At 60.1% G+C, this 24,577-nt stretch carries 22 protein-coding genes; 18 read left to right on the forward strand and 4 right to left on the reverse strand.

Annotated elements, in window-relative coordinates:
* Positions 1–3 precede the first annotated feature (3 nt).
* The gene (locus BFQ00_RS16900) at positions 4–387 is read right to left on the reverse strand and encodes a hypothetical protein (protein WP_065934170.1); all 384 of its coding nucleotides are present in this window, start codon (positions 385–387) and stop codon (positions 4–6) included.
* Between the two features lie 127 nt (positions 388–514).
* On the opposite strand from BFQ00_RS16900, the gene BFQ00_RS16905 reads away from it, so the two are divergent.
* Positions 515–985, forward strand: coding sequence for an Lrp/AsnC family transcriptional regulator (locus BFQ00_RS16905; RefSeq protein ID WP_043046970.1), 471 nt, complete (start codon positions 515–517; stop codon positions 983–985).
* Positions 986–1,069: 84 nt separating this feature from the next.
* On the opposite strand, the gene BFQ00_RS16910 is transcribed toward BFQ00_RS16905, so the two are convergent.
* Positions 1,070–2,437, reverse strand: a complete 1,368-nt coding sequence (locus BFQ00_RS16910) for a CYTH domain-containing protein (protein ID WP_065887036.1) — start codon at positions 2,435–2,437, stop codon at positions 1,070–1,072.
* 157 nt (positions 2,438–2,594) lie between these two features.
* Between BFQ00_RS16910 and argE the strand changes: the two genes are divergently transcribed.
* The 10 genes from argE to BFQ00_RS16960 all read left to right on the forward strand — a co-directional run bounded on the left by argE (position 2,595) and on the right by BFQ00_RS16960 (position 12,997).
* Entirely contained in the window at positions 2,595–3,743 is a 1,149-nt protein-coding gene (argE, locus tag BFQ00_RS16915; protein ID WP_065897674.1) for an acetylornithine deacetylase, read from the forward strand.
* 135 nt (positions 3,744–3,878) lie between these two features.
* Positions 3,879–5,177 carry an amino-acid N-acetyltransferase gene (argA, locus tag BFQ00_RS16920; protein ID WP_065893887.1) on the forward strand — a complete coding sequence of 433 codons (1,299 nt, stop codon included), beginning with the start codon at positions 3,879–3,881 and terminating at the stop codon, positions 5,175–5,177.
* 571 nt (positions 5,178–5,748) lie between these two features.
* Positions 5,749–7,092 carry an OprD family porin gene (locus tag BFQ00_RS16925; RefSeq protein ID WP_065934171.1) on the forward strand — a complete coding sequence of 448 codons (1,344 nt, stop codon included), beginning with the start codon at positions 5,749–5,751 and terminating at the stop codon, positions 7,090–7,092.
* Between the two features lie 272 nt (positions 7,093–7,364).
* Complete coding sequence (locus BFQ00_RS16930) at positions 7,365–8,003, forward strand: peroxiredoxin (protein WP_065934172.1); 639 nt, start codon at positions 7,365–7,367, stop codon at positions 8,001–8,003.
* Between the two features lie 326 nt (positions 8,004–8,329).
* The gene (ssuE, locus tag BFQ00_RS16935; RefSeq protein ID WP_065934173.1) at positions 8,330–8,923 is read left to right on the forward strand and encodes an NADPH-dependent FMN reductase; all 594 of its coding nucleotides are present in this window, start codon (positions 8,330–8,332) and stop codon (positions 8,921–8,923) included.
* Positions 8,924–9,019: 96 nt separating this feature from the next.
* The gene (locus BFQ00_RS16940; RefSeq protein ID WP_065887041.1) at positions 9,020–9,988 is read left to right on the forward strand and encodes a sulfonate ABC transporter substrate-binding protein; all 969 of its coding nucleotides are present in this window, start codon (positions 9,020–9,022) and stop codon (positions 9,986–9,988) included.
* 25 nt (positions 9,989–10,013) lie between these two features.
* Entirely contained in the window at positions 10,014–11,162 is a 1,149-nt protein-coding gene (gene ssuD / locus BFQ00_RS16945) for an FMNH2-dependent alkanesulfonate monooxygenase (RefSeq protein ID WP_065887042.1), read from the forward strand.
* Positions 11,163–11,170: 8 nt separating this feature from the next.
* Positions 11,171–11,959 (forward strand): aliphatic sulfonate ABC transporter permease SsuC, encoded by a 789-nt coding sequence (ssuC, locus tag BFQ00_RS16950; RefSeq protein WP_065893886.1) that lies wholly within the window; start codon positions 11,171–11,173, stop codon positions 11,957–11,959.
* Positions 11,956–12,762 (forward strand): aliphatic sulfonates ABC transporter ATP-binding protein, encoded by an 807-nt coding sequence (gene ssuB, locus BFQ00_RS16955; protein ID WP_065887044.1) that lies wholly within the window; start codon positions 11,956–11,958, stop codon positions 12,760–12,762. The genes ssuC and ssuB overlap by 4 nt, the downstream gene beginning before the upstream one ends.
* A 19-nt stretch (positions 12,763–12,781) precedes the next feature.
* Complete coding sequence (locus tag BFQ00_RS16960) at positions 12,782–12,997, forward strand: TOBE domain-containing protein (RefSeq protein ID WP_003176783.1); 216 nt, start codon at positions 12,782–12,784, stop codon at positions 12,995–12,997.
* A 406-nt stretch (positions 12,998–13,403) separates the two neighbouring features.
* Here BFQ00_RS16960 and BFQ00_RS16965 read toward each other — a convergent pair whose 3' ends face one another.
* Together BFQ00_RS16965 and BFQ00_RS16970 are read right to left on the reverse strand one after the other, a co-directional pair.
* Positions 13,404–14,027, reverse strand: coding sequence for a TetR/AcrR family transcriptional regulator (locus BFQ00_RS16965; RefSeq protein WP_065934174.1), 624 nt, complete (start codon positions 14,025–14,027; stop codon positions 13,404–13,406).
* A 222-nt stretch (positions 14,028–14,249) separates the two neighbouring features.
* A complete protein-coding gene (locus BFQ00_RS16970; RefSeq protein WP_003176781.1) occupies positions 14,250–15,626 on the reverse strand; it encodes a glutamine synthetase family protein in 1,377 nt (458 codons plus the stop codon).
* A gap of 597 nt (positions 15,627–16,223) precedes the next feature.
* Here BFQ00_RS16970 and BFQ00_RS16975 point away from each other — a divergent pair.
* The 7 genes from BFQ00_RS16975 (at position 16,224) to BFQ00_RS17005 (ending at position 24,564) form a co-directional block, all read left to right on the forward strand.
* Entirely contained in the window at positions 16,224–17,582 is a 1,359-nt protein-coding gene (locus BFQ00_RS16975; RefSeq protein ID WP_057723413.1) for a glutamine synthetase family protein, read from the forward strand.
* Between the two features lie 57 nt (positions 17,583–17,639).
* A complete protein-coding gene (locus BFQ00_RS16980; protein WP_065934175.1) occupies positions 17,640–19,004 on the forward strand; it encodes an aspartate aminotransferase family protein in 1,365 nt (454 codons plus the stop codon).
* A 149-nt stretch (positions 19,005–19,153) separates the two neighbouring features.
* The gene (locus BFQ00_RS16985) at positions 19,154–20,248 is read left to right on the forward strand and encodes a polyamine ABC transporter substrate-binding protein (RefSeq protein ID WP_065934330.1); all 1,095 of its coding nucleotides are present in this window, start codon (positions 19,154–19,156) and stop codon (positions 20,246–20,248) included.
* 218 nt (positions 20,249–20,466) lie between these two features.
* Entirely contained in the window at positions 20,467–21,561 is a 1,095-nt protein-coding gene (locus BFQ00_RS16990) for a polyamine ABC transporter substrate-binding protein (RefSeq protein ID WP_065934176.1), read from the forward strand.
* Positions 21,562–21,623: 62 nt separating this feature from the next.
* Positions 21,624–22,766, forward strand: coding sequence for an ABC transporter ATP-binding protein (locus BFQ00_RS16995; protein ID WP_065893882.1), 1,143 nt, complete (start codon positions 21,624–21,626; stop codon positions 22,764–22,766).
* Positions 22,763–23,683, forward strand: coding sequence for an ABC transporter permease subunit (locus tag BFQ00_RS17000; protein WP_065887049.1), 921 nt, complete (start codon positions 22,763–22,765; stop codon positions 23,681–23,683). The genes BFQ00_RS16995 and BFQ00_RS17000 overlap by 4 nt, the downstream gene beginning before the upstream one ends.
* The gene (locus tag BFQ00_RS17005) at positions 23,680–24,564 is read left to right on the forward strand and encodes an ABC transporter permease subunit (protein ID WP_065934177.1); all 885 of its coding nucleotides are present in this window, start codon (positions 23,680–23,682) and stop codon (positions 24,562–24,564) included. Before BFQ00_RS17000 ends, BFQ00_RS17005 begins: the two co-directional genes overlap by 4 nt.
* The last annotated feature ends 13 nt before the right edge of the window (positions 24,565–24,577 follow it).

Genomic DNA, 24,577 nt, shown 5'->3' on the forward strand with positions numbered 1-24,577 from the left:
AGGCTAGCCAGCTTCTGAACATTCTCCCTGGGCGTGTATTGCAGGCTTTTGCCGAGAGGCTGCCACCACGGCGTGAGGCCGTGTGCTACCTGCCGGCCACAGCTCTACGGAACACACGCTGATCAGGTTTCGAAACTTTTCACCGATCACCTGGGCGCGATGCCAGCTCAGGCCGTCCATCACGATGTCGATATGCAGCAGGTCGTCTTGCCTGTTCACGATCACCTGGCTGGGCGTGAGAAATTGCAGCGCGAAGTAATTCAGCACCCGGCACAGCACGTCCGGTTCCGCCTCTGCGGTAATCCGATAATGGGCCTCGCACTGAAGGCTATCGACAGCCCACGCATCGGCGCGGGTGACAGGGTGGACGGTTTCGACGGCGTGCATGCTGACTCTCCAGATTCGACTGAAGAAATTTTTACATTCGCCTGGGGAGATTTCTTATCTAAGATGCGCATGAATCGCACAAAATTGAATCAGCTAATTCAAGATAAGCGCCATAGAAGGTATTTTTATGCACAGTGAGTTGGACGTGTATGACCGCCGTATCCTGGCCCTGCTGCAAGAGGACGCCTCGCTCTCCAGCGCGCAGATTGCCGAACAGGTCGGCCTGTCCCAGTCGCCCTGCTGGCGGCGCATCCAGCGGTTGAAGGAAGAAGGCGTGATTCGCGGCCAGGTGACGCTGCTGGACCGCAAGAAAATCGGCCTCAACACGCAGATCTTCGCCGAGGTCAAACTCAACGCCCACGGTCGGTCCAACTTCACCGAGTTTACCGAGGCAATTCGTGGCTTTCCGGAAGTGCTGGAGTGTTACGTGCTGATGGGGGCGGTGGATTTTTTATTGCGCATTGTTGCGTCGGACATCGAGGCGTACGAGCGGTTTTTCTTTGACAAGTTGTCGATGGTGCCGGGGATTCAGGAGGTCAATTCGATTGTGGCGTTGTCGGAGATCAAGTCCACCACCAGCCTGCCAGTATTGCGCTGACAGAGGCGGCCTCATCGGGGGCAAGCCCCCTCCCACATTGGAATGCATTTCCCTGTGGGAGGGGGCTTGCCCCCGATGGCGATATTACAAACGCAGCAAGGTCTTCCAGGCCCGGTTCTGATACACCGCAATCGCCTGGTGCATCCGCGCATCCAGCGACTCATCGGTAATCGGCTGGTTGGCCAGGTGCGCCAGCTTGTTCAGCTCGCCGTACAAGCGGTCCAGTTCCGGGATGTCCACCACGTGGCGCGCATGGTGCAGCCAGGCCTGGATGCGTTCGATGCGCGGCAATTGCTCGGCCAGGTCTTCGGGCTGCTGCTGGTAACGCGGCAGTTGCAGGGCAACGGCGTCATCGGCCAGCAGGCGCGGTAGCCAGTTGGTGATCTGCGCGGCGCCCTGACGGTTGCCACGCACGTTGCGCGCTTCGGTCCAGGTGCGGGCCAGCAGCCAGCGCGAGGTGTTCAGGGAGAACAGGCCCCAGCGCACATCCTGCAATTCTTCAACGAACTGCTCCGGTGCGGCTTTGCGAATGTCTTCGTCGTCGTCACCGGCCTGGACCAGCGGGCGCCAGTCTTCCAGCAACGCATCCAGGGCACTGCGCAGCTCACTGGTGGATTGACGCGGCGCGGCCTGGCCGAGGCTGCCGATCAGGGCGCGCAATTCGCCCAGGTTCTCGACCCAATCCTGCAGCAGACGCCAGTGGCCATTGAAGCGATATTGCTCGGCCAGGCGCTGGCTGCTGCCCAGCAGGTGCCACATGATTGCGGCGAAGGCATCGTCCAACGGCATTTCGGCGTGAATCTGCGGTGCCGGCAGGCTCAGTGAATAGCTGCTGGCGTCGTACAGGCGATAGCCACGTTCGGCCTTGCTGATGTCACACGGCATCAGCGCCAGGGTCGCTGCCAATTCGGCGGCCAGCTCCAGCAACGCTGCGGGCTCGCCTTCGCGCAGTTCCAGTTCCAGCTCGCAGATTTCTTCCTTCTGCTTGCCGACGACCACATGGCCCAGGTCCAGGGCGGCTTCGATCACCACCTTGGCCTTGCCGCGGCCCCAGGCGATTTCGGCGCGTTCACGCACGAAGTCGGTGGTAAAGATCGGCTTGAGGGTCTTTTTGTCCAGCTCGGCCAGTTGCTCGGGCCAGCACTCGCCGTCGAGCTTCTTCACGTCGAGCTTGGCTTTGGGCAGGTCCCAGTTGTATTCGTTGCGTTCCGACAAGCCGGCAACACTCTGGCCGCGGGTCTTGAGGGTCTGGATGATGTCGTCACCGTCCTTGCGCAGGCGCAGGGCCACCTTGGCCTGGGCCAGGTCGCGTTCGGGGGTGTCGAAGTACTGATTCATCAACTCACGGCGTTCCCAGCCACTTTTGTTGCGTTTTTTCAGTAGCGGGTGCTCACGCAGCGCGGCGAGTGTCTCGCGGCTGACGCGGAGCTTGATTTCGGTTTCTTTCTGCATGGCCGGAAAATCCAGGATCGGGAGCGCAGCCGGGGAAAAGTGTGGCTGCCAAGGTCGTGCAGTGTACAGGACTGAGCCCGGCAACGTGCCGCAACGGTTTATTGTGTCGTGCAGATGGCTCTATAGTGGGGCTCATCCGGGAAGTTGGAGAGCGCGCATGCCGTTACCGTCCATGAAAGAGCAGTTCGCCGCGTTGATTGCCGCGCCGTCGGTCAGTTGCACTCAAGCGTCGCTGGACCAGACCAACCGCCCGGTGATCGATCTGCTCGCCACCTGGCTGGGCGACCTGGGCTTTGCCATCGACATCCAGCACGTCAGCCCCGGCAAATTCAACCTGCTGGCCAGCTTTGGCAGCGGTCCTGGCGGCCTGGTGCTGGCCGGTCACAGCGACACGGTGCCCTACGACGCGGCATTGTGGAAAACCGATCCGCTCAAGCTGACGGAAGTCGACGGCCGCTGGGTAGGACTGGGCAGTTGCGACATGAAGGGCTTCTTTGCCCTGGTCATCGAAGCCGTGTTGCCGTTGCTCGATCAACCGTTCAAGCAACCGCTGCTGATCCTCGCCACGTGCGATGAGGAAAGCTCCATGTCCGGCGCTCGGGCATTGGCCGAAGCCGGACGCCCGCTGGGCCGCGCAGCGGTGATCGGCGAGCCGACCGGGCTCAAGCCGGTCCGCCTGCACAAAGGCGTGATGATGGAGCGCATCGACATTCTTGGCCAAAGCGGCCATTCATCGGACCCGAGCCTGGGCCACAGCGCCCTGGAAGCCATGCACGACGCCATCGGCGAACTGCGCGGCCTGCGCCTGGCCTGGCAACGCGAATACCGCAACCCGCAGTTCAGCGTGCCGCAGCCGACCATGAACTTTGGCTGTATCCATGGCGGCGACAACCCCAACCGCATCTGCGGCCAATGCTCCCTGGAATTCGACCTGCGGCCGTTGCCGGGCATGGACCCGCAGGTCCTGCGCGCCGCCATCCGGCAGAAGCTGCAACCCCTGGCCGAGCGTCATCAGGTCAAGATCGACTACGCGCCGCTGTTCCCCGAAGTGCCGCCGTTCGAACAGCCGGAAGACGCCGAACTGGTGCGGGTCGCAGAGCGTTTGACCGGTCATCGCGCCGAAGCGGTGGCGTTCGGCACCGAAGCGCCTTATCTTCAGCGCCTTGGTTGCGAAACCCTGGTGCTAGGCCCTGGCGATATCGCCTGTGCGCACCAGCCGGGCGAATACCTCGAAATGTCACGCTTGACGCCTACAGTGCGTCTATTGCGGGAACTGATCGAACATTACTGCCTGAAACCCGCATAAATTAACCCCTGCCTGTTCGTACATAGAAGGAGAGTGAGCGTGTCGCCAAGCCTGTTCCGACGATAACCATCAGCCCGCTGTGCGCTTTCACGATTGATCCCTTTTTGGCTGCTTTTTATTACAGGCCCAGGTGTTATGCCCGACTACGTTAATTGGCTTCGTCACGCTTCGCCCTACATCAACGCTCACCGCGACTGCACCTTTGTGGTCATGCTGCCCGGCGATGGTGTGGAACACCCGAATTTTGGCAATATCGTCCACGACCTGGTGTTGTTGCACAGCCTGGGTGTGCGACTGGTGCTGGTCCACGGCTCGCGTCCGCAAATCGAAGCCCGCCTTGAAGCGCGCGGCCTGGTTCCGGCTTATCACGACGGCTTGCGCATTACCGATGCGGCAACCCTGGAGTGCGTGATCGACGCGGTGGGGCACCTGCGTATCGCCATCGAAGCGCGTCTGTCCATGGACATGGCCTCATCGCCCATGCAGGGCTCGCGCCTGCGGGTGGCCAGCGGCAACCTGGTGACGGCGCGGCCAATCGGTGTGCTCGAAGGCGTGGACTATCACCACACCGGCGAAGTGCGCCGGGTCGACCGCAAAGGCATCGGCCGCCTGCTGGACGAGCGTTCCATCGTGCTGCTGTCGCCGCTGGGTTATTCGCCCACCGGTGAAATCTTCAACCTGGCCTGCGAAGACGTTGCCACCCGCGCCGCCATCGACCTGGGTGCCGACAAATTGCTGCTGTTCGGCGCCGATCTTGGTCTTATCGATGAAAATGGCCGCCTGGTGCGCGAGCTGCGACCGCAGCAAGTGCCGGCCCATCTGCAACGCCTGGGCAGCAACTACCAGGCCGAGCTGCTCGATGCCGCCGCCGAGGCTTGCCGTGGCGGAGTAGGGCGCAGCCATATTGTCAGCTATGTCGAAGACGGCGCTTTGCTCACCGAACTGTTCACCCGCGATGGCGGCGGTACGCTGGTCGCCCAGGAGCAATTCGAACTGGTGCGCGAAGCGGCGATCGAGGACGTCGGCGGTTTGCTCGACCTGATCAGCCCGCTGGAAGAGCAGGGCATCCTGGTGCGTCGCTCGCGCGAAGTGCTGGAGCGCGAGATCGAGCAGTTCAGCGTGGTCGAGCGCGAAGGGATGATCATCGCTTGCGCGGCGTTGTATCAGATTGCGGATTCGGATGCGGGTGAATTGGCGTGCCTGGCGGTGAATCCGGAATACCGCCATGGCGCGCGCGGCGATGTGTTGCTTGAGCGCATCCAGACCCGTGCCCGGGCCCAGGGCCTGAAGACCTTGTTCGTCCTCACCACCCGCACGGCCCACTGGTTCCGTGAACGCGGCTTTGTGCCGAGCAGCGTGGACCGCCTGCCGTCGGCGCGGGCATCGCTGTACAACTATCAGCGCAACTCGAAGATCTTCGAGAAGGCTTTGTAAACCAATACCTATCCAAATGTGGGAGGTGGCTTGCCCCTCCCACATTGGACCGCCTTTATCCCCAATGCCTGATGCCCCTTCAGAAGCGTTGACGTGTGCCGATAGCGTATTGGTAGAGGTCGTCAGCCGTTGACATCAAAAGAAACTAATACCGATACAAAAACTGTAACAAATTGACGGAATGATGTGCCTTTGGCCATGATGGCGTCGCCTTTTTGATCATCAGTGACGTATGCAATGGAACGTCAAGACTAATCGATCTAAAAAAGCATTAAAAAATACCCTTTAGGAATTAGCTTGTGGACGGGGTCGTCTATCCTGACCAGCCTGTTTCACGAATGCGCTTATTCCTGGATCGTATGAAAAAGAATGAAATAATTCTTTTTGGGTGTATGAAAAACTCATTACCCTGCAGGGACCAAATCAACTGCTATTAGACGAAGGTAGTAGACACACAAGGTTACGATTGACTTGGTGGTCACTATCCGGCGCTAATCGCGCATCTGTTGGATCAAGGGCGTCAGACCCGAGACCAAAGAAATACAAAAATTAGAAATGAGAGGAGCGGTACATGAAGAAGTCCACCTTGGCTGTGGCTGTAGCGTTGGGCGCAATCGCCCAGCAAGCAGGCGCTGCCGGTTTCATCGAAGACAGCAAGGCCACACTGGGTCTGCGTAACTTCTATATCAACACCGATAACCGCGAAGGCACGGCTAACCCGAGCAAGAACGAAGAATGGGGCCAAGGCTTCGATCTGCGTTTCATCTCCGGTTATACCCAAGGCACCGTTGGCTTCGGTCTTGACGCTATCGGCCTGTTGGGTGTTCGCCTGGATTCCGGCGGCGGCACCAACGGCGCGACCGCTACGTCCTACGGCGGCACCATCTTCCCGAGCAAGTCCAATGGCGAAGCCGTTGATAACTACTCGAGCCTGGGCCTGACTGCCAAAGCCAAGATTTCCCAGACTGAATTGAAGCTGGGTACCTTGCAGCCCAAGCTGCCGGTTATCGTGACCAACGATGGTCGTCTGCTGCCGCAGACCTTCCAGGGTGGCCAGATCACCTCCAGCGACATCAAGGACCTGACCCTGGTCGCCGGCCAGATCGAAAAAGCCAAGGGCCGTAACTCCAGCAACAACGAAAGCCTGTCCATCTCCGGCGCCAACAGCCGTGGCGTGAACTGGCGTTCGAGCAACAAGTTCTACTACGCCGGTGGCGACTACAAGATCACCAAGGATCTGACCGCCCAGTACTACTACGGCAACCTGGAAGATTTCTACAAGCAGCACTTCCTGGGCCTGACCCACAACTGGGCCATCGGTCCGGGCGTGTTGAAGTCTGACCTGCGTTATTTCAACAGCTCCGACGACGGTAACAACGGCAACCAGTCCGCCTACTTCTCCACAGGCAACTACGGTGGCGTCAACTCCGGTCGCGGCAAAGTCGACAACAACCTGTACAGCGGCCTGTTCCTGTACTCCGTTGCCGGTCACACCTTCGGTGGTGGTTACCAGGTCAGCAACGGCAGCAGCGACTTCCCTTGGCTGAACCAGGGTGACGGCTCGTCGGCCTACATCACGACCGACATGCAAATCCAGAAGTTCGCCCGTGCCGGCGAGCGCACCTGGCAAGCTCGCTACTCCTATGACTTCGCCAAAGTCGGCGTACCTGGCCTGACCGCCGGTGTGGTTTACCTCAAAGGTGACCATATCGACACCGTTGCCAGCAACCGTGCCGAGTTCACCGGCCAGTCCGAGTGGGAACGTGACATCACTGTTGCCTACGTCGTACCGGAAGGTCCGCTGAAAAACGTCGGCGTGGCATGGAAGAATGCTATGTGGCGCAGCGATATCGCCAACGCGCGTAACCAGGACGAAAACCGCTTGATCGTCAGCTACTCGATCCCGCTGTTGTAAGACTGTAAAACCTTGCCCGGCGCAATGCCGGGCAAGGTGTCTTGCTTTTCAAGTCGGGCTCAACCCCCGCAAGCCCTTCCTGAACCCTCTTTGTACAGCGTCTCAAGGCCTTCTCGAACCTTGAAGAAGATGGTGCTCTTCAGTGCTGATCACGTCCAATGAACAGATTTTTAATATTCCTTTATCGTCTAGATAAATCGATATTTATTCTTTTTAAAATTTCCCCTATGCATGCACAGTGGGCTCCATAAGCACTCATCAGGAGCCACACCATGAGCCTAAGACTGGGCGATATCGCCCCCGACTTCGAACAGGATTCCAGCGCCGGCAAGATTCGTTTCCACGAATGGCTGGGCGATAGCTGGGGTGTGCTGTTTTCCCACCCGGCGGACTTCACGCCGGTGTGCACCACGGAATTGGGCTTCACCGCCAAGCTCAAGGATGAATTCGCCCAGCGCGGCGTCAAGGCCATCGCGCTGTCGGTCGACCCGGTGGACTCGCACCACAAGTGGATCGAAGACATCAACGAAACCCAGGGCACCGTCGTCAATTTCCCGATCCTGGCCGATGCCGACCGCAAGGTGTCCGACCTCTACGACCTGATCCACCCCAACGCCAGCGACACCCTCACCGTGCGCTCCCTGTTCGTGATCGACCCGAACAAGAAGATCCGCCTGACCATCACCTACCCGGCCAGCACCGGCCGTAACTTCCATGAAATCCTGCGGGTGATCGACTCGCTGCAGTTGACCGACAACCATAAGGTCGCCACACCGGCCAACTGGCAGGACGGCGATGACGTGGTGATCGTACCGTCGCTCAAGGACGAGGAAGAGATCAAGCAACGCTTTCCCAAGGGCTACCGTGCAGTGAAGCCATACCTGCGCCTCACCCCTCAGCCCAACCGTTAACACAGCTCAAACCTGGAAACAGGGACCCATGTGGGAGGGGGGCTTGCCCCCGATAGCGGTGGATCAGGTAAAAATTTGGTAACTGACACACCGTAATCGGGGGCAAGCCCCCTCCCACATGTTGAGCGCATTTCAAGCAGGGGTTTTCAGGCCATTTCGATGGCCTTTTTTTTCGCGCGGCGATCTGTTTCCCGTATATGTTTTTATGGAATAAACAAATGAATAAATAAGATTTAAAGATATATGAATCTGCTGCTAAGGTCTGTTCCACCTTGGCGTCATCGCTGCACAGCGAACCGCCGACACTTGCGTAAGGAATTCCCTACATGCTGGTCGTAACACTTGGAGGCAGTCCCAGTCAGCGTTCCCGCTCCGGGGTTTTGCTGGAGAGAACCCGTCAATGGCTGCAGGACCAGGGCGTGGAAGTGGTGAGTTACCAGATCCGTGACTTCCCGGCCGAAGACCTGCTGCATGCGCGGTTCGACAGCCCCAAGGTCATCGACCTGTTGCAGCAGGTGGCGAATGCCGATGGCCTGGTGATCGCCACGCCGGTGTACAAGGCCTCGTTCTCCGGTGCGCTGAAGACGGTACTCGACTTGCTGCCCGAGCGGGCCCTGGCCCACAAGGTGGTGTTGCCGATGGCCACCGGCGGCAGCATCGCGCACATGCTGGCGGTGGATTACGCCCTCAAGCCGGTGTTGTCGGCGCTGAAGGCGCAGGAATTGCTCCACGGGATTTTTGCCGAAGACAGCCAGATCGCCTACGGCGAAGGCAGTGCCCAGGCGCAGTTGGTGCCGGTGCTTGAACAGCGTCTGCAGGAAGCCCTGGAGCAGTTTTACAGCGCCATGGCCCGCCGCCCGAAACCGCTGGACCCGCATGTACTGAATGAACGCTTGTTGAGTGCTCGCTGGAGCATTTGAGCCTTACCCCTACATCTGGAAACACTCACCTTACTCAGCCGCCAACGGCCAAGCAGGTGCAGCCAATACCCCACTCGCATATTTGGAGAGAGCGCCATGCGCACTGTCATTTTGCGTCGCGGTCTGGTCGCACTGTTTGCTGCGGCTGTGTCCTTCGGCGCCATCGTTCAAGCCCACGCCGCAGACACCCTGCGGATCGGTTATCAGAAGTACGGCACGCTGGTGCTGCTCAAGGCCAAGGGCTCGCTGGAAAAGCGCCTGGCTGCGCAGGGCGTGCAGGTGCAATGGACCGAGTTCCCTGGTGGCCCGCAACTGCTTGAGGGCCTGAATGTCGGCTCCATCGACTTTGGCGTCACCGGCGAAACCCCACCGGTGTTCGCCCAGGCCGCCGGTGCGGATCTGCTTTACGTGGCCTATGAGCCACCGGCGCCGACCAGTGAAGCGATCCTGGTGCCGAAAGACTCTACGATCAAGTCGGTGGCTGAGCTCAAGGGCAAAACCGTCGTCCTGAACAAAGGCTCCAACGTGCATTACCTGCTGGTGCGTGCCCTGCAAGACGCCGGCCTCAACTACACCGACGTGAAAACCGTATTCCTGCCGCCCGCCGATGCCCGCGCCGCCTTCGAGCGCGGCAGCGTGGACGCCTGGGTGATCTGGGACCCGTACCAGGCCGCCGCCGAGAAACAGCTGCAAGCGCGCACCCTGCGCGACGGCACCGGTATTGCCGACAACCACCAGTTCTACCTGGCCACCAAGCCTTACGCCGAACAGCATCCCGAGGTGATCAAGGCGCTGGTGGAAGAAGTGCGCGCCGTGGGCGAATGGTCCAAGGCCAACCCGCAGCAAGTGACTGACCAGGTCGCGCCGCTGCTCGGCCTGCCGGCTGATATCACCCTGACCTCGGTGAAACGCCAGGGCTACGGCGCACTGTTCCTGACGCCGGAAGTGGTCGCGGCCCAGCAGAAAATCGCCGACACCTTCTACCAGCTCAAATTGATTCCCAAGCCCTTGAGCATCAAGGACGTGATCTGGACCCCACCCGCCGCTGTTGCCAAAGCGCCGTAATCCGACTTCTTCAGGAGACAACTCCATGAGCCTCAATATTTTCTGGTTCCTGCCTACCCACGGTGACGGTCATTACCTCGGCACCGCCGAAGGCGCTCGCGCCGTCGATCACGGTTACCTGCAACAAGTGGCACAGGCCGCCGACCGCCTGGGCTTCGGCGGGGTGCTGATCCCGACCGGGCGCTCCTGCGAAGACTCCTGGCTGGTGGCGGCCTCGCTGATCCCCGTGACCCAGCGTCTGAAATTTCTTGTCGCGCTGCGCCCCGGGATCATTTCCCCGACGGTGGCCGCACGTCAGGCGGCGACCCTGGATCGCCTGTCCGGCGGCCGCGCACTGTTCAACCTGGTCACCGGCGGTGACCCGGAGGAGCTGGCCGGCGACGGCTTGTTCCTCAGTCACGAAGAGCGCTACCAGGCCTCGGTGGAATTCACCCGCATCTGGCGCCGCGTGCTTGAAGGCGAAACCGTGGATTACGACGGCGAGCACATCAGCGTCAAGGGCGCCAAATTGCTCTACCCGCCGGTCCAGCAGCCACGCCCGCCGCTGTATTTTGGCGGATCGTCCGAGGCGGCCCAGGACCTGGCGGCCGAACAAGTGGAAATGGTGCTGACCTGGGGCGAACCACCGGCAGCGGTGGCGGAAAAGATCGCGCAGGTGCGGGCCAAGGCCGACAAGCTGGGACGCACCCTGCGCTTCGGCATTCGCTTGCATGTGATCGTGCGTGAAACCAACGAGGAGGCCTGGAAAGCCGCCGATAAGCTGATCTCCCACTTGGACGACGACACCATCGCCCGCGCCCAGGCGTCCCTGGCGCGCTTCGACTCGGTGGGCCAGCAGCGCATGGCGGCCTTGCATGGCGGCAGCCGCGACAACCTGGAAGTCAGCCCCAACCTGTGGGCCGGTGTCGGCCTGGTGCGCGGCGGCGCGGGCACGGCGCTGGTGGGCGATGGCCCAACGGTTGCGGCGCGGGTCAAGGAATACGCGGACCTGGGCATCGACACCTTTATCTTCTCCGGTTATCCGCACCTGGAAGAGTCGTATCGGGTCGCCGAGTTGCTGTTCCCGCACCTGGATATCGAACGTCCCGAACTGCCGAAAGGCGCCGGCTATGTCAGCCCGTTCGGCGAGATGGTGGCCAACGACATCCTTCCCAAAGCTGCATCACAGAGCTGAGGGGCGCCATGAACCTTGAGAAACTCAGCCATCGCGTGGCGCCCTGGGTGCTGCCGATTCTATTGCTGGCGGTGTGGCAGTTGTCGGTGACGGCAGGGTGGTTGTCCACGCGTATTCTGCCGGCGCCCAGTGCGGTCATCGAGGCTGGCGTCAACCTGGTCCGCAGCGGCGAAATCTGGACGCACCTGGCTATCAGCGGCTGGCGCGCGGGCCTGGGCTTTGTGATCGGTGGCAGCATCGGCCTGGCCCTGGGCTTTATCACCGGCCTGTCGAAGTGGGGCGAACGGTTGCTCGACAGCTCGGTGCAGATGATCCGCAACGTGCCGCACCTGGCGCTGATTCCATTGGTGATCCTGTGGTTCGGGATTGACGAGACCGCGAAGATTTTCCTGGTAGCGCTGGGCACGTTGTTTCCGATCTACCTGAACACCTACCACGGCATCCGCAACGTCGACCCGGCACTGGTGGAAATGTCGCGCAGCTACGGTTTGTCCGGCTTCAGCCTGTTCTGGCAAGTGATCCTGCCGGGCGCGTTGCCGTCGATCCTGGTGGGCGTGCGCTTTGCCCTGGGCTTCATGTGGTTGACGTTGATCGTGGCGGAAACCATCTCGGCCAGTTCCGGCATCGGTTATCTGGCGATGAATGCCCGCGAATTCCTGCAAACCGACGTGGTGGTGCTGGCGATCGTGATGTACGCGATTCTCGGCAAGCTGGCCGACCTGGCGGCGCGTGGCCTGGAACGGGTATGGCTGCGCTGGCACCCGGCGTATCAAGTGAACAAGGGAGGTGCGGCATGACGGCTCAACAACCCCCGCGCCTGCTCAAGGGTATCCCCCTGGCGGTGCGCAAGTTGCGCAAGTCCTTTGGCGCTCGCGAAGTGCTCAAGGACATCGATCTGCATATTCCTGCCGGCCAGTTCGTGGCCGTGGTCGGCCGCAGCGGTTGCGGCAAGAGTACCTTGCTGCGTCTGCTGGCGGGCCTGGACAACGCCAGTGGCGGCGAACTGCTGGCGGGCTCTGCGCCGCTGCACGAGGCGATCGAAGACACGCGGCTGATGTTCCAGGAAGCGCGCCTGCTGCCGTGGAAAAAGATCATCGACAACGTCGGCCTGGGCCTCAAGGGCAACTGGCGTCCCAGGGCGTTGCAGGCGTTGGAGGCGGTGGGCCTGGCCGAGCGTGCCGATGAGTGGCCGGCGGCCTTGTCCGGTGGGCAGAAGCAGCGTGTCGCCCTGGCGCGCGCCTTGATTCACCAGCCGCGCTTGTTGCTGCTCGACGAACCGCTGGGCGCGCTGGATGCCCTGACCCGGATCGAGATGCAGCAACTGATCGAAAACCTCTGGCAAAAGCACGGCTTTACCGTGCTGCTGGTCACCCATGACGTCAGCGAAGCCGTGGCGATTGCCGACCGGGTGATCCTGATCGAAGACGGCGAAATCGGCCTCGACCTGAGCATCGACCTGCCACGCCCACGCGCCCGTGGCTCACATCGCCTGGCCGCGCTGGAGGCCGAAGTGCTCAACCGCGTGCTGTCGCTGCCCGGCTCACCGCCGGAACCCGAACCTGTTTCACCGCTGCCGACGCAATTGCGTTGGGCTCAATAACCTGTACAGGAAAACCATCATGACTATTAAAGCCATCAACGTGCGTAACCAATTCAAAGGCACCATCAAGGAAATCGTGGTGGGCGACGTGTTGTCGGAGATCGACGTGCAGACGGCCTCGGGCATTGTCACGTCTGTAATCACCACGCGCTCGGTGAAAGAGCTGGAGCTGGTGATTGGCAGCGAGGTGATTGCCTTTGTGAAATCGACAGAGGTGTCGATCGCAAAACTGTGATTGCTTCAGACCGCTATCGGGGGCAAGCCCCCTCCCACACTTTGAATGTATTCACAGATCTAAAGGTGGGAGGGGGCTTGCCCCCGATGGCGGCCTTGGGGCCGACCAGGATGTTGGATCAGACCGAGTGCATATCCGTTTCTGCGGTAACGGCTGCTAATGGTTCCGCTTTTACAGCGGCTCACTTTTGAAAAGCGCAAAAGTAAGCAAAACGCTCTTGCCCCACCACTCGGCACCTCGCCTGGGCTCGGCCAGCGTGGTTTAACGGGGCGCCTGGGATCAAAAGCAGATCAAGATCAAAAGCCAGATCAAGAGCGACTCGCTTCGCATCGTGGTTACGGTTGGGTGCTACGGAGGTGTGTAGATACCTATGCCCCCGATGACGCCGGCCCAGCCAACACAAGACTCAGCGCTTGGGCAAATACGCAGGCAGATAAAGCCCCACATACGCATCAAACACCCGCATCCCTTCCTGCGCCATGCGCGGCGTAATCTGCCCATGCTGATGCACCGAGCGCGCATACACGCGGTCGCTCAATTCAAGCGCCAGGGCGAACACATCCACATCGCTCGGTAGTGTCGGCACTTCAAAGTGGCGGTTGAATACCGCCAACATCAGATCGCCCAGTTCCAGGTCATGCTGACGATCCGCCTGGGTTAATTCAGTCAACCCATGCTGGGCCAGGATCAACTGGCGCGCGGCGGCGTCATGGCTGTAGATGGCGAGCATGCGCTGCTCGACGATGCAGGACAGGTCGCGCCAGGTCTTGAGCGAGTCGTGTTCGATGGGCGCCTGGATGGCCGCGCGAAAGGCGGCGTGCACATCGGCCGTCAACGCCTCCAGCAGTGCCGGCACGCTGGCGAAAAAGTGGTACACCGACGATGGCGGGATCTGCGCCCGTTCGGCCACGCTGTAGATCGACAAACCGGCCACGCCTTCGGCCGCCAGCAAGGCGCGGGCGGCGTCAAGGATCGCGTCGATCCGCGCTTGACTGCGGGCGCGGGGTTTGCGAGGGGCGGCGGTTGTCATGGAAGTCTCCTACAAGGCAGCGGGCATTGTATGAGCAGGAATCTTTGTTGTCTGCCAGACCGCCATCGGGGGCAAGCCCCCTCCCACAGTTAGATCTGTGAATACATTCAAGTGTGGGAGGGGGCTTGCCCCCGATGAGGCCGACTCGGACTCCCTGGATAACCCCATAAAAAAACGCCACAGACCCTCAAGCCTGTGGCGTTTCTTCAATACCGCAACCGCTTACACGGTATGCAGGTACCAGTTGTACTCAAGGTCGGAGATGGAGTGTTCGAACTCCTCCAGCTCGCTTTCCTTACAGGCGACGAAGATATCGATGTATTTGGGATCGATGTACTTGGCCATCACCTCGCTGTCGTCCAACTCGCGCAGGGCATCGCGCAGGTTGTTCGGCAGGCTCTGTTCGTTCTGCTCGTAGCTGTTGCCTTCCACGGGCGCGCCCGGTTCGATCTTGTTGGTCAGGCCGTGGTGCACGCCGGCCAATACCGAAGCCATCAGCAGGTAAGGGTTGGCATCGGCGCCGGCCACGCGGTGTTCGATGCGCACCGCATCGGACGAGCCGGTCGGTACGCGAATCGCCACGGTGCGGTTGTCCAGGCCCCAGCACGGCGAATTCGGCACGTAGAACTGTGCGCCGAAACGGCGGTAGGAGTTGACGTTGGGGCACAGGAACGCCATCTGGGCGGGCAGGGTCTCGAGCACACCGCCGATCGCGTGACGCAATGCGGCGTTCTGCTCGGGATCCTCGCTGGCAAAAATATTCTTGCCGTCCTTGTCCAGAATGGAGATGTGCACGTGCAAACCGTTGCCTGCCTGGCCTGGGTAAGGCTTGGCCATGAAGGTGGTGTCCATCTCATGGTCGTAGGCGATGTTCTTGATCAGGCGCTTGAGCAGTACCGCGTAGTCGCAGGCCTTGATCGGGTCGGCGACGTGGTGCAGGTTCACTTCGAACTGCGCCGGGGCGCTTTCCTTGACGATGGCATCGGCCGGGATGCCTTGCTCCTTGGCACCTTCCAGAATGTCCTGGAGGCAGTCGACGTATTCGTCGAGGTCGTCGATCAGGTAGACCTGTGTCGAATGCGGGCGTTTGCCGGAGATCGGCGAGCGCGGCGGTTGAGGGCGGCCGTTCACGTTCTCCTGGTCGATCAGGTAGAACTCAAGCTCGAAGGCGGCGCAGATGGTCAGGCCCATGTCGTCGAACTTGCTCACGACCTGGCGCAGTACTTCGCGAGGATCGGCGAAAAAAGGTTCACCTTCCAGTTCGTGCATGGTCATCAGCAGTTGCGCGGTAGGGCGCTTTTGCCAGGGCTCATTGCACAGGGTGTCGGGGATGGGATAACAGATTCGGTCAGCATCGCCGATGTCCAGGCCCAGGCCGGTGCTTTCCACCGTCGAGCCATTGATATCCAGGGCAAATAAAGAGGCAGGCAGGTTAATGCCCTTCTCGTAAACCTTGTGGAGGCTGGTGCGTTCGATGCGCTTGCCGCGCACCACACCATTCATATCCGCAATTAGAAGGTCTACGTACAGAACCTCAGGATGATCCTTAAGGAACGCGTTCGCTTCGTTAAGCTGAACGGCACGCGGGGGTACCGACATGATGCAACACCTTTGTTGTTAAAAATATCAATCATTGATCTTTTCTGGTTTCAGTCAACCCGAACGGCATGCCGAAGTCAAGCGAGGCCTTTTTTGCCCTAAAAAAGCGCCGTGGCGCCTTTTTTGGGGCTTTTTAGAGCGGTTTTTTGGGTTTCAGGGTCTTGGGACCAGCCGGCTTGAGCGGGCCGTGTTGTATTTTTTACGGGGGTGTTGTGTAAGAAAATGAACAAGGCTAAGCTCGATTCAAACCCATAACAGCAATAATATCGGGGTGCTTCATGTTTCACCTGCCACCATTGGGTGTCTATGCCTGCTTGAACCGGGCGTTGTCCGCAGTCCTTTCGTCCCGCGTCAATGCTCGCGCACCGGCTAATATTCTTGACGGCCGGTCCGGCCTCTTCTTTGCCATTTCATCCGCCACTGACAAGCCCTTGTCCACCTCGCCGATCAAAATTGCGCACAACTTTGGCGTGAGGAATGCAACGTTGCAGCAAATGGCAGGTAAGCTCCTACCCTGAATGAACACACGACGCGGATGCTGCGTCAACCAACGCCTGGCCTTTAACGGATGCCAGGAAACCCAGCCCAGAGGCATTTATGAGTAACAACCTCGACCAGCTCACCGATTGGTTGAAAGACCACAAGATCACAGAAGTCGAATGCATGATTGGCGACCTCACCGGCATCACCCGGGGCAAGATTTCGCCGACCAACAAGTTCATCGCCGAAAAAGGCATGCGCCTGCCCGAAAGCGTTCTGTTGCAGACCGTGACCGGCGACTATGTCGAAGACGACATCTATTACGAATTGCTCGACCCGGCCGACATCGACATGATCTGCCGCCCCGACCAGAACGCGGTATTCCTGGTGCCCTGGGCCATCGAGCCGACCGCCCAGGTGATCCACGACACCTACGACAAGCAAGGCAACCCGATCGAGCTGTCGCCGCGCAACGTACTCAAGAAAGTCCTCAAGCTCTACGCCGACCGTGGCTGGCAGCCTATCGTGGCGCCGGAGATGGAGTTCTACCTGACCAAGCGCTGCGAAGACCCGGACTTCCCGCTGCAACCGCCGATTGGCCGTTCCGGTCGCCCGGAGACGGGACGCCAGTCCTTCTCTATAGAAGCCGCCAACGAATTCGACCCGCTGTTCGAAGACGTCTATGACTGGTGCGAACTGCAGGAGCTGGACCTCGATACCTTGATCCACGAAGACGGCACCGCACAGATGGAAATCAACTTCCGTCACGGCGATGCGCTGTCCCTGGCTGACCAGATCCTGGTGTTCAAGCGCACCATGCGTGAAGCCGCGCTCAAGCACAACGTGGCCGCCACCTTCATGGCCAAGCCCATGACCGGCGAGCCCGGCAGCGCGATGCACCTGCACCAGAGCATCATCGACATCGCCACCGGCAAGAACGTGTTCTCCAACGAAGACGGGAGCATGAGCCAGTTGTTCCTCAACCATATTGGCGGCCTGCAGAAATTCATCCCCGAGTTGCTGCCTTTATTCGCCCCCAACGTGAATTCATTCCGCCGCTTCCTGCCCGACACCTCGGCGCCGGTGAACGTGGAATGGGGTGAAGAAAACCGCACCGTGGGCCTGCGCGTACCGGATGCCGGGCCGCAGAACCGCCGCGTGGAAAACCGCTTGCCGGGCGCCGACGCCAACCCGTACCTGGCCATTGCCGCCAGTTTGCTGTGTGGCTACATCGGCATGGTCGAAGGCCATAACCCGAGCGCACCCGTGGTGGGCCGTGGTTACGAGCGGCGCAACCTGCGCCTGCCGCTGACCATCGAGGATGCCCTGGAACGCATGGAAAACAGCAAGACCATCGAAAAATACCTGGGGCAGAAATTCATCACAGGCTACGTCGCGGTCAAGCGGGCCGAGCATGAAAACTTCAAGCGCGTGATCAGTTCGTGGGAGCGGGAATTCCTGCTCTTCGCCGTCTGATGCGCCGGGCGCGCCTTCACATGGCGCGCCCTTCACCGAAAATTCCAGGAGATCGGTATGTCCAGCAACAACCCGCAAACCCGTGAATGGCAAGCCTTGAGCAATGATCACCACCTCGCGCCGTTCAGCGACTTCAAGCAATTGAAAGAGAAAGGCCCAAGGATCATCACCAAAGCCCACGGCGTTTACCTGTGGGACAGCGAAGGCAACAAGATCCTCGACGGCATGGCCGGCCTGTGGTGCGTGGCGATCGGTTACGGTCGCGATGAACTGGCCGACGCCGCCGCCAAACAGATGAAAGAACTGCCGTACTACAACCTGTTCTTCCAGACTGCCCACCCGCCGGTACTCGAACTGGCCAAAGTCATTTCCGACGTCGCACCGGCCGGCATGAACCACGTGTTCTTCACCGGTTCCGGCTCCGAAGGCAACGACACCATGTTGCGCATGGTCCGCCACTACTGGGCGATCAAGGGCCAGCCGAACAAGAAAACCATCATCAGCCGCAAGAATGGCTACCACGGTTCTACCGTGGCCGGCGCCAGCCTGGGCGGCATGACCTATATGCATGAGCAGGGCGACCTGCCGATCCCGGGCATCACCCACATCGCCCAGCCGTACTGGTTTGGCGAAGGTGGCGACATGAGCCCTGAAGAATTCGGAATCTGGGCCGCCAACCAGCTGGAAGAGAAGATCCTGGAACTGGGCGTGGACAACGTCGGTGCCTTTATTGCCGAGCCGATCCAGGGCGCCGGTGGCGTGATCGTGCCGCCTGACAGCTACTGGCCGCGCATCAAGGAAATCCTCGCCAGGTACGACATCCTGTTTGTCGCCGACGAAGTCATCTGCGGCTTCGGCCGTACCGGGCAGTGGTTCGGCAGCGATTTCTACGACCTCACGCCACACATGATGACCATCGCCAAGGGCCTGACTTCAGGCTACGTTCCCATGGGCGGCCTGATCGTGCACGACGACGTGGTGGCCGTGCTCAACGAAGGCGGCGATTTCAACCACGGTTTCACCTACTCCGGGCATCCGGTGGCGGCGGCGGTGGCCTTGGAAAACATCCGCATCCTGCGCGATGAAAAAATCGTCAGCCGCGTGCATGAAGAAACGGCACCGTATTTGCAGAAACGTCTGCGGGAACTGGCCGACCATCCACTGGTGGGTGAAGTGCGCGGTGTGGGCATGCTCGGTGCGATCGAGCTGGTGCAGGACAAGGCCACGCGCAAGCGCTACGAAGGCAAGGGCGCCGGCATGATTTGCCGAACCTTCTGCTTCGAAAACGGCCTGATCATGCGCGCCGTGGGCGATACCATGATCATTTCGCCGCCGCTGGTGATCAGCAAGGCTGAAATCGACGAGCTGGTGACCAAGGCCCGCCAGTGCCTGGACCTGACGTTGGCGGCATTGCAGGACTGAGTAGATAAATGTGGGGGCCGGTTGAAAGGGGGCCCCCGAACTTGCCAGACTGTCGTCCTGTTTTGTTGCCCTTTGGCTGGGCCCGAAACATTTACTACGTGCGGCCCAAAAAGAAAAAATCGGAGCATCACCCAATGAAGGCATTAGGTTTGAAAAACGCTGGCAAGACCCTCCTCGCCTTGTCCCTGATGGGCGCAATGGCGGGCGCGGCCCAGGCGGACAATAAAGTCCTGCACGTCTACAACTGGTCCGACTACATCGCGCCGGACACCATCGCCAACTTCGAAAAGGAGTCGGGCATCAAGGTGGTGTACGACGTGTTCGACAGCAACGAGACCCTGGAAGCCAAGTTGCTGGCAGGCAAGTCCGGCTATGACATCGTCGTACCGTCGAACAACTTCCTGGCCAAGCAGATCAAGGCCGGCGTGTACCAGGAGCTGGACAAGTCCAAGCTGCCTGAGTACAGCAACCTGAACAAATCCCTGCTCAAGGCCGTGTCGGTCAGCGACCCGGACAACAAGCACGCGTTCCCGTACATGTGGGGCTCGATTGGTATCGGCTACAACCCGGAGAAGGTCAAGGCCGCGCTGGGCGTGGACAAGATCGAGTCGTGGGATGTGCTGATGAAGCCGGAAAACATCGCCAAGCTGAAAAGCTGCGGCGTGAGCTTCCTCGATTCGCCGACCGAAATGCTGCCGATTGCGCTGCATTACCTGGGCCTGCCGACCGACACCCAGAAGAAAGCCGACCTCAAGCAAGCCGAAGACCTGTTCCTGAAAATCCGTCCTTCGATTGGCTACTTCCACTCGTCCAAGTACATCTCGGACCTGGCCAACGGCAACATCTGTGTGGCCGTGGGTTACTCGGGTGACATCCAGCAGGCCAAGTCCCGCGCGGCTGAAGCCGGTGGCAAGGTCAAGGTGGCCTACGACATTCCGAAAGAAGGCGCCGGCAGTTTCTTCGACATGGTCGCCATCCCGAAAGATGCTGAAAACGTCGAAGCCGCCTACGCGTTCATGAACTACCTGCTCAAGCCGGAAGTGATGGCTTCGATCACCAACAGCGTGCGCTTCCCGAACGGTAACGAGAAAGCCACCGCACTGGTCGACAAAGACATCACCAGCGACCCGGGCATCTATCCACCCGCGGACGTGCAGGCCAAGCTTTACGCCATTGCCGACCTGCCGGCTGCAACCCAGCGTGAAATGACCCGCAGCTGGACCAAGATCAAATCGGGTAAGTAACGCAAAAAACCTGTAGGAGCGAGCTTGCTCGCGAAAAATTCAAGAGCGCTGCGGGGTGCCTGATGCCCCGCATGATCGTTGACGACCTTCGCGAGCAAGCTCGCTCCTACAGTTAAATGACAGAAAGTTTTTGCCGGATCGGTTTATCGAGGGTAAGTTGCGCGCCGGTTTGTTGCCGGGCAACAACTTCGGGCCCAACTATTTAAGAGGACCTCCACTTGCCAATTTCTTTATTTCGCAAAGCCTTGCTGGTGGGTGCAGGTATCACGCTGGCTGTCAGCGTGCAGGCCGCACCGACTGTGCATGTTTATAACTGGTCGGACTACATCGGCCCCGACACCCTGGCCAATTTCGAAAAGGCCACCGGTATCAAGCCCGTGTATGACGTGTTCGATTCCAACGAAACCCTGGAAGGCAAGCTGCTCGCCGGGCGTACCGGCTACGACGTGGTGGTGCCGTCCAACCACTTCCTGGGCAAGCAGATCAAGGCCGGGGCGTTCCAGAAGCTCGACAAGTCATTGCTGACCCACTACGCCAACCTCGACCCGGCGTTGCTCAAGCGCCTTGAGAAAAACGATCCGGGCAATGCGTACGCCGTGCCGTACCTGTGGGGCACCAATGGCATCGGCTACAACGTCGACAAAGTGAAGGAGGTGCTGGGCGTCGACAAGATCGACTCCTGGGCCGTGCTGTTCGAGCCGGAAAACATGAAGAAGCTCGCCAGCTGCGGTGTTTCATTCATGGATTCGGCGGATGAAATGCTGCCCGCAGTCCTCAACTACATGGGCCTGGACCCGAACAGCACCAACCCGGCCGACTACAAGAAGGCCGAGGAGAAGCTGCTCAAAGTCCGCCCCTACGTGACTTACTTCCATTCCTCCAAATACATCTCGGACCTGGCCAACGGCAATATCTGCGTGGCCGCCGGTTTTTCCGGCGATGTGTTCCAGGCCAGGGCACGTGCCGCCGAAGCGGGCAAAGGCGTGAACATCGCCTACGCGATTCCCAAGGAAGGCGGCAACCTGTGGTTTGACGTGCTGGCGATCCCCAAGGACGCCGCCAACGTCAAGGAAGCCCACGCGTTCATCAACTATTTGCTGCAACCTGAGGTGATCGCCCAGGTCAGTGATTACGTCGGTTACGCCAACCCCAACCCAGGGTCGGACTCACTGATGGAGCAATCGATACGCACCGACGCAGCGGTTTACCCACCGCAGGCGGTACTCGACCGGACATTCGTCAACGGCGAGCTGCCCCCGACCGTGCAGCGTTTAATGACCCGTAGCTGGACCAAGGTCAAGACGGGCAAGTAAGGCTCAAACTATCCAAGTTCGCTCACCTGGGGCGAACTGCAAATTTGTTGGGAGTTTCGTAAATGGCAGTTGCCTCCGGCGCCTATAAGAAAGCCCTCGAGGGCGACCAGACACCGAAGAAGGTGCTGGTCAAAATCGACCGGGTCACGAAGAAGTTCGACGAGACGATTGCCGTGGACGATGTGTCCCTGGAAATCAAGAAAGGCGAGATCTTCGCCTTGCTCGGCGGCTCGGGTTCGGGCAAGTCCACCCTGCTGCGCATGCTCGCAGGCTTCGAACGCCCGACTGAAGGTCGCATCTACCTTGATGGTGTGGACATCACCGACATGCCGCCCTATGAGCGGCCGATCAACATGATGTTCCAGTCCTACGCCTTGTTTCCGCACATGACCGTGGCGCAGAACATCGCCTTCGGCCTGCAACAGGACAAAATCCCCAAGGCCGAAGTGGATGCCCGCGTGGCCGAGATGCTCAAGCTGGTGCAGATGAGCCAGTACGCCAAGCGCAAGCCGCACCAGCTGTCCGGTGGCCAGCGCCAGCGTGTGGCATTGGCCCGCTCCCTGGCCAAGCGTCCGAAACTGCTGCTGCTCGATGAGCCAATGGGGGCGCTGGACAAGAAGCTGCGCTCGCAGATGCAACTGGAGCTGGTGGAGATCATCGAACGCGTCGGCGTGACCTGCGTGATGGTGACCCACGACCAGGAAGAGGCCATGACCATGGCCGAGCGTATCGCGATCATGCACCTGGGCTGGATCGCCCAGATCGGCAGCCCGATCGACATCTACGAAACACCTACCAGCCGCCTGGTGTGCGAGTTCATCGGCAACGTCAATATCTTCGACACCCAAGTGGTGGACGATGCCGAAGGCCACGCCGTGCTCAAGTGCCCGGACCTGGACCGCGACATTTACGTGGGCTACGGCATCGCCACCGCGGTGGAAGACAAGTCGGTGACCTACGCGATTCGCCCGGAAAAACTGCTGGTCACCACCCAAATGCCGACCTGCGAGCACAACTGGTCCAGCGGCAAGGTGCACGACATTGCCTACCTGGGCGGCCACTCGGTGTTCTACGTGGAACTGCCGAGCGGCAAGCTGGTGCAGTCCTTCGTCGCCAACGCCGAGCGCCGTGGCCAGCGCCCCACCTGGGGTGACCAGGTCTACGTATGGTGGGAAGACGACAGCGGCGTGGTACTGCGCTCATGAACATGAAGAAATTCAAGCGGCGCTTGGATCGCATAATCCCCAATGGCAAGCAGGTGGTCATCGGGATTCCCTTCCTCTGGCTGTTCCTGTTCTTCGCACTGCCGTTCTTCATCGTGTTGAAAATCAGCTTTGCCGAAGCCGATGTGGCGATCCCGCCCTACACCGAGATCTACACCTACGTTGAGCAGAAGCTGCAAGTGGTGCTGAACCTGGCCAACTACAGCTTGCTGGCGGGCGACGAGCTCTACATCGCCGCGTACCTGGGCTCGCTGAAGATGGCCTTTTTCAGCACGCTGCTGTGCCTGCTGATCGGCTACCCGATGGCCTACGCCATCGCCACCGCACGCAAGGAAATGCAAACCGTGCTGGTGTTGCTGATCATGATGCCGACCTGGACCGCGATCCTGATCCGCGTCTATGCGTGGATGGGCATCCTCAGCAACAACGGCTTGCTCAACGGTTTCCTGATGTCCATGGGGCTGATCAACGAACCGCTGCAGATCCTCAACACCAACATCGCGGTGTATATCGGCGTGGTCTATTCGTACCTGCCGTTCATGATCCTGCCGCTGTACGCCAACCTGGTCAAACACGACCAGAGCCTGCTGGAAGCGGCTTCGGACCTGGGTTCAAGCACCTTCAACAGCTTCTGGAAAATCACCGTGCCGCTGTCCAAGAACGGCATCATCGCCGGGTGCATGCTGGTGTTTATCCCGGTGGTGGGCGAGTTTGTGATTCCTGAACTGCTCGGCGGCCCGGAAACCCTGATGATCGGTAAAGTGCTGTGGCAGGAATTCTTCAACAACCGTGACTGGCCGGTGGCGTCCGCCCTGGCGGTGGTGATGCTGGCGATCCTGATCGTGCCGATCATCCTTTTCAACCGCAGCCAGGCCAAAGAGCTGGAGGGCAAGATATGAAGCGCTTTCGTTTCTCCAGCTTCATGCTGGTCGTGGGGTTGCTGTTCATCTACCTGCCGATGCTGATCCTGGTGATCTACTCGTTCAACGAGTCCAAGCTGGTGACGGTGTGGGGTGGCTGGTCGATCAAGTGGTACGTGGGCCTGCTGGACAACACCCAGTTGATGGGCTCGGTGGCGCGTTCCCTGGAAATCGCCTGCTACACGGCGGTGGCGGCCGTCGCACTGGGGACGCTGGCGGCGTTCGTGCTGACGCGCATCAGCCAGTTCAAGGGCCGCACGCTGTTCGGCGGCCTGGTCACGGCGCCGCTGGTGATGCCGGAAGTGATTACCGGCCTGTCGCTGTTGCTGCTGTTCGTGGCCATGGCGCAGATGATCGGTTGGCCTCAGGAGCGTGGCATCGTCACCATCTGGATCGCCCACACGACATTCTGCGCGGCGTATGTGGCGGTGGTGGTGTCGGCGCGCCTGCGTGAGCTGGACCTGTCGATCGAAGAAGCCGCGATGGACCTGGGCGCACGGCCGTGGAAGGTGTTCTTCCTGATCACCATCCCGATGATCGCGCCATCGCTGGCGGCGGGCGGCATGATGTCGTTCGCACTGTCCCTGGACGACCTGGTACTGGCCAGCTTCGTGTCGGGGCCGGGTTCGACCACCTTGCCGATGGAAGTGTTCTCGGCGGTGCGCCTTGGGGTTAAACCCGAGATCAACGCGGTGGCGAGCCTGATTCTGTTGGCGGTGTCGTTGGTGACCTTCCTGGTGTGGTTCTTCAGCCGTCGGGCCGAAGAGCATCGCAAGAAGGCCATCCAGCAAGCCATCGAGGAAGCGGCAGCTGATGGCTGGCAGCAACCGGACAAGCGCCGCGCTCCAACCCCGGTCTAACTGCCGGCGCGAT

Source organism: Pseudomonas sp. 28 E 9, assembly GCF_900004785.1.
In the GTDB taxonomy this organism is placed as follows: Bacteria; Pseudomonadota; Gammaproteobacteria; order Pseudomonadales; family Pseudomonadaceae; genus Aquipseudomonas; species Aquipseudomonas orientalis_A.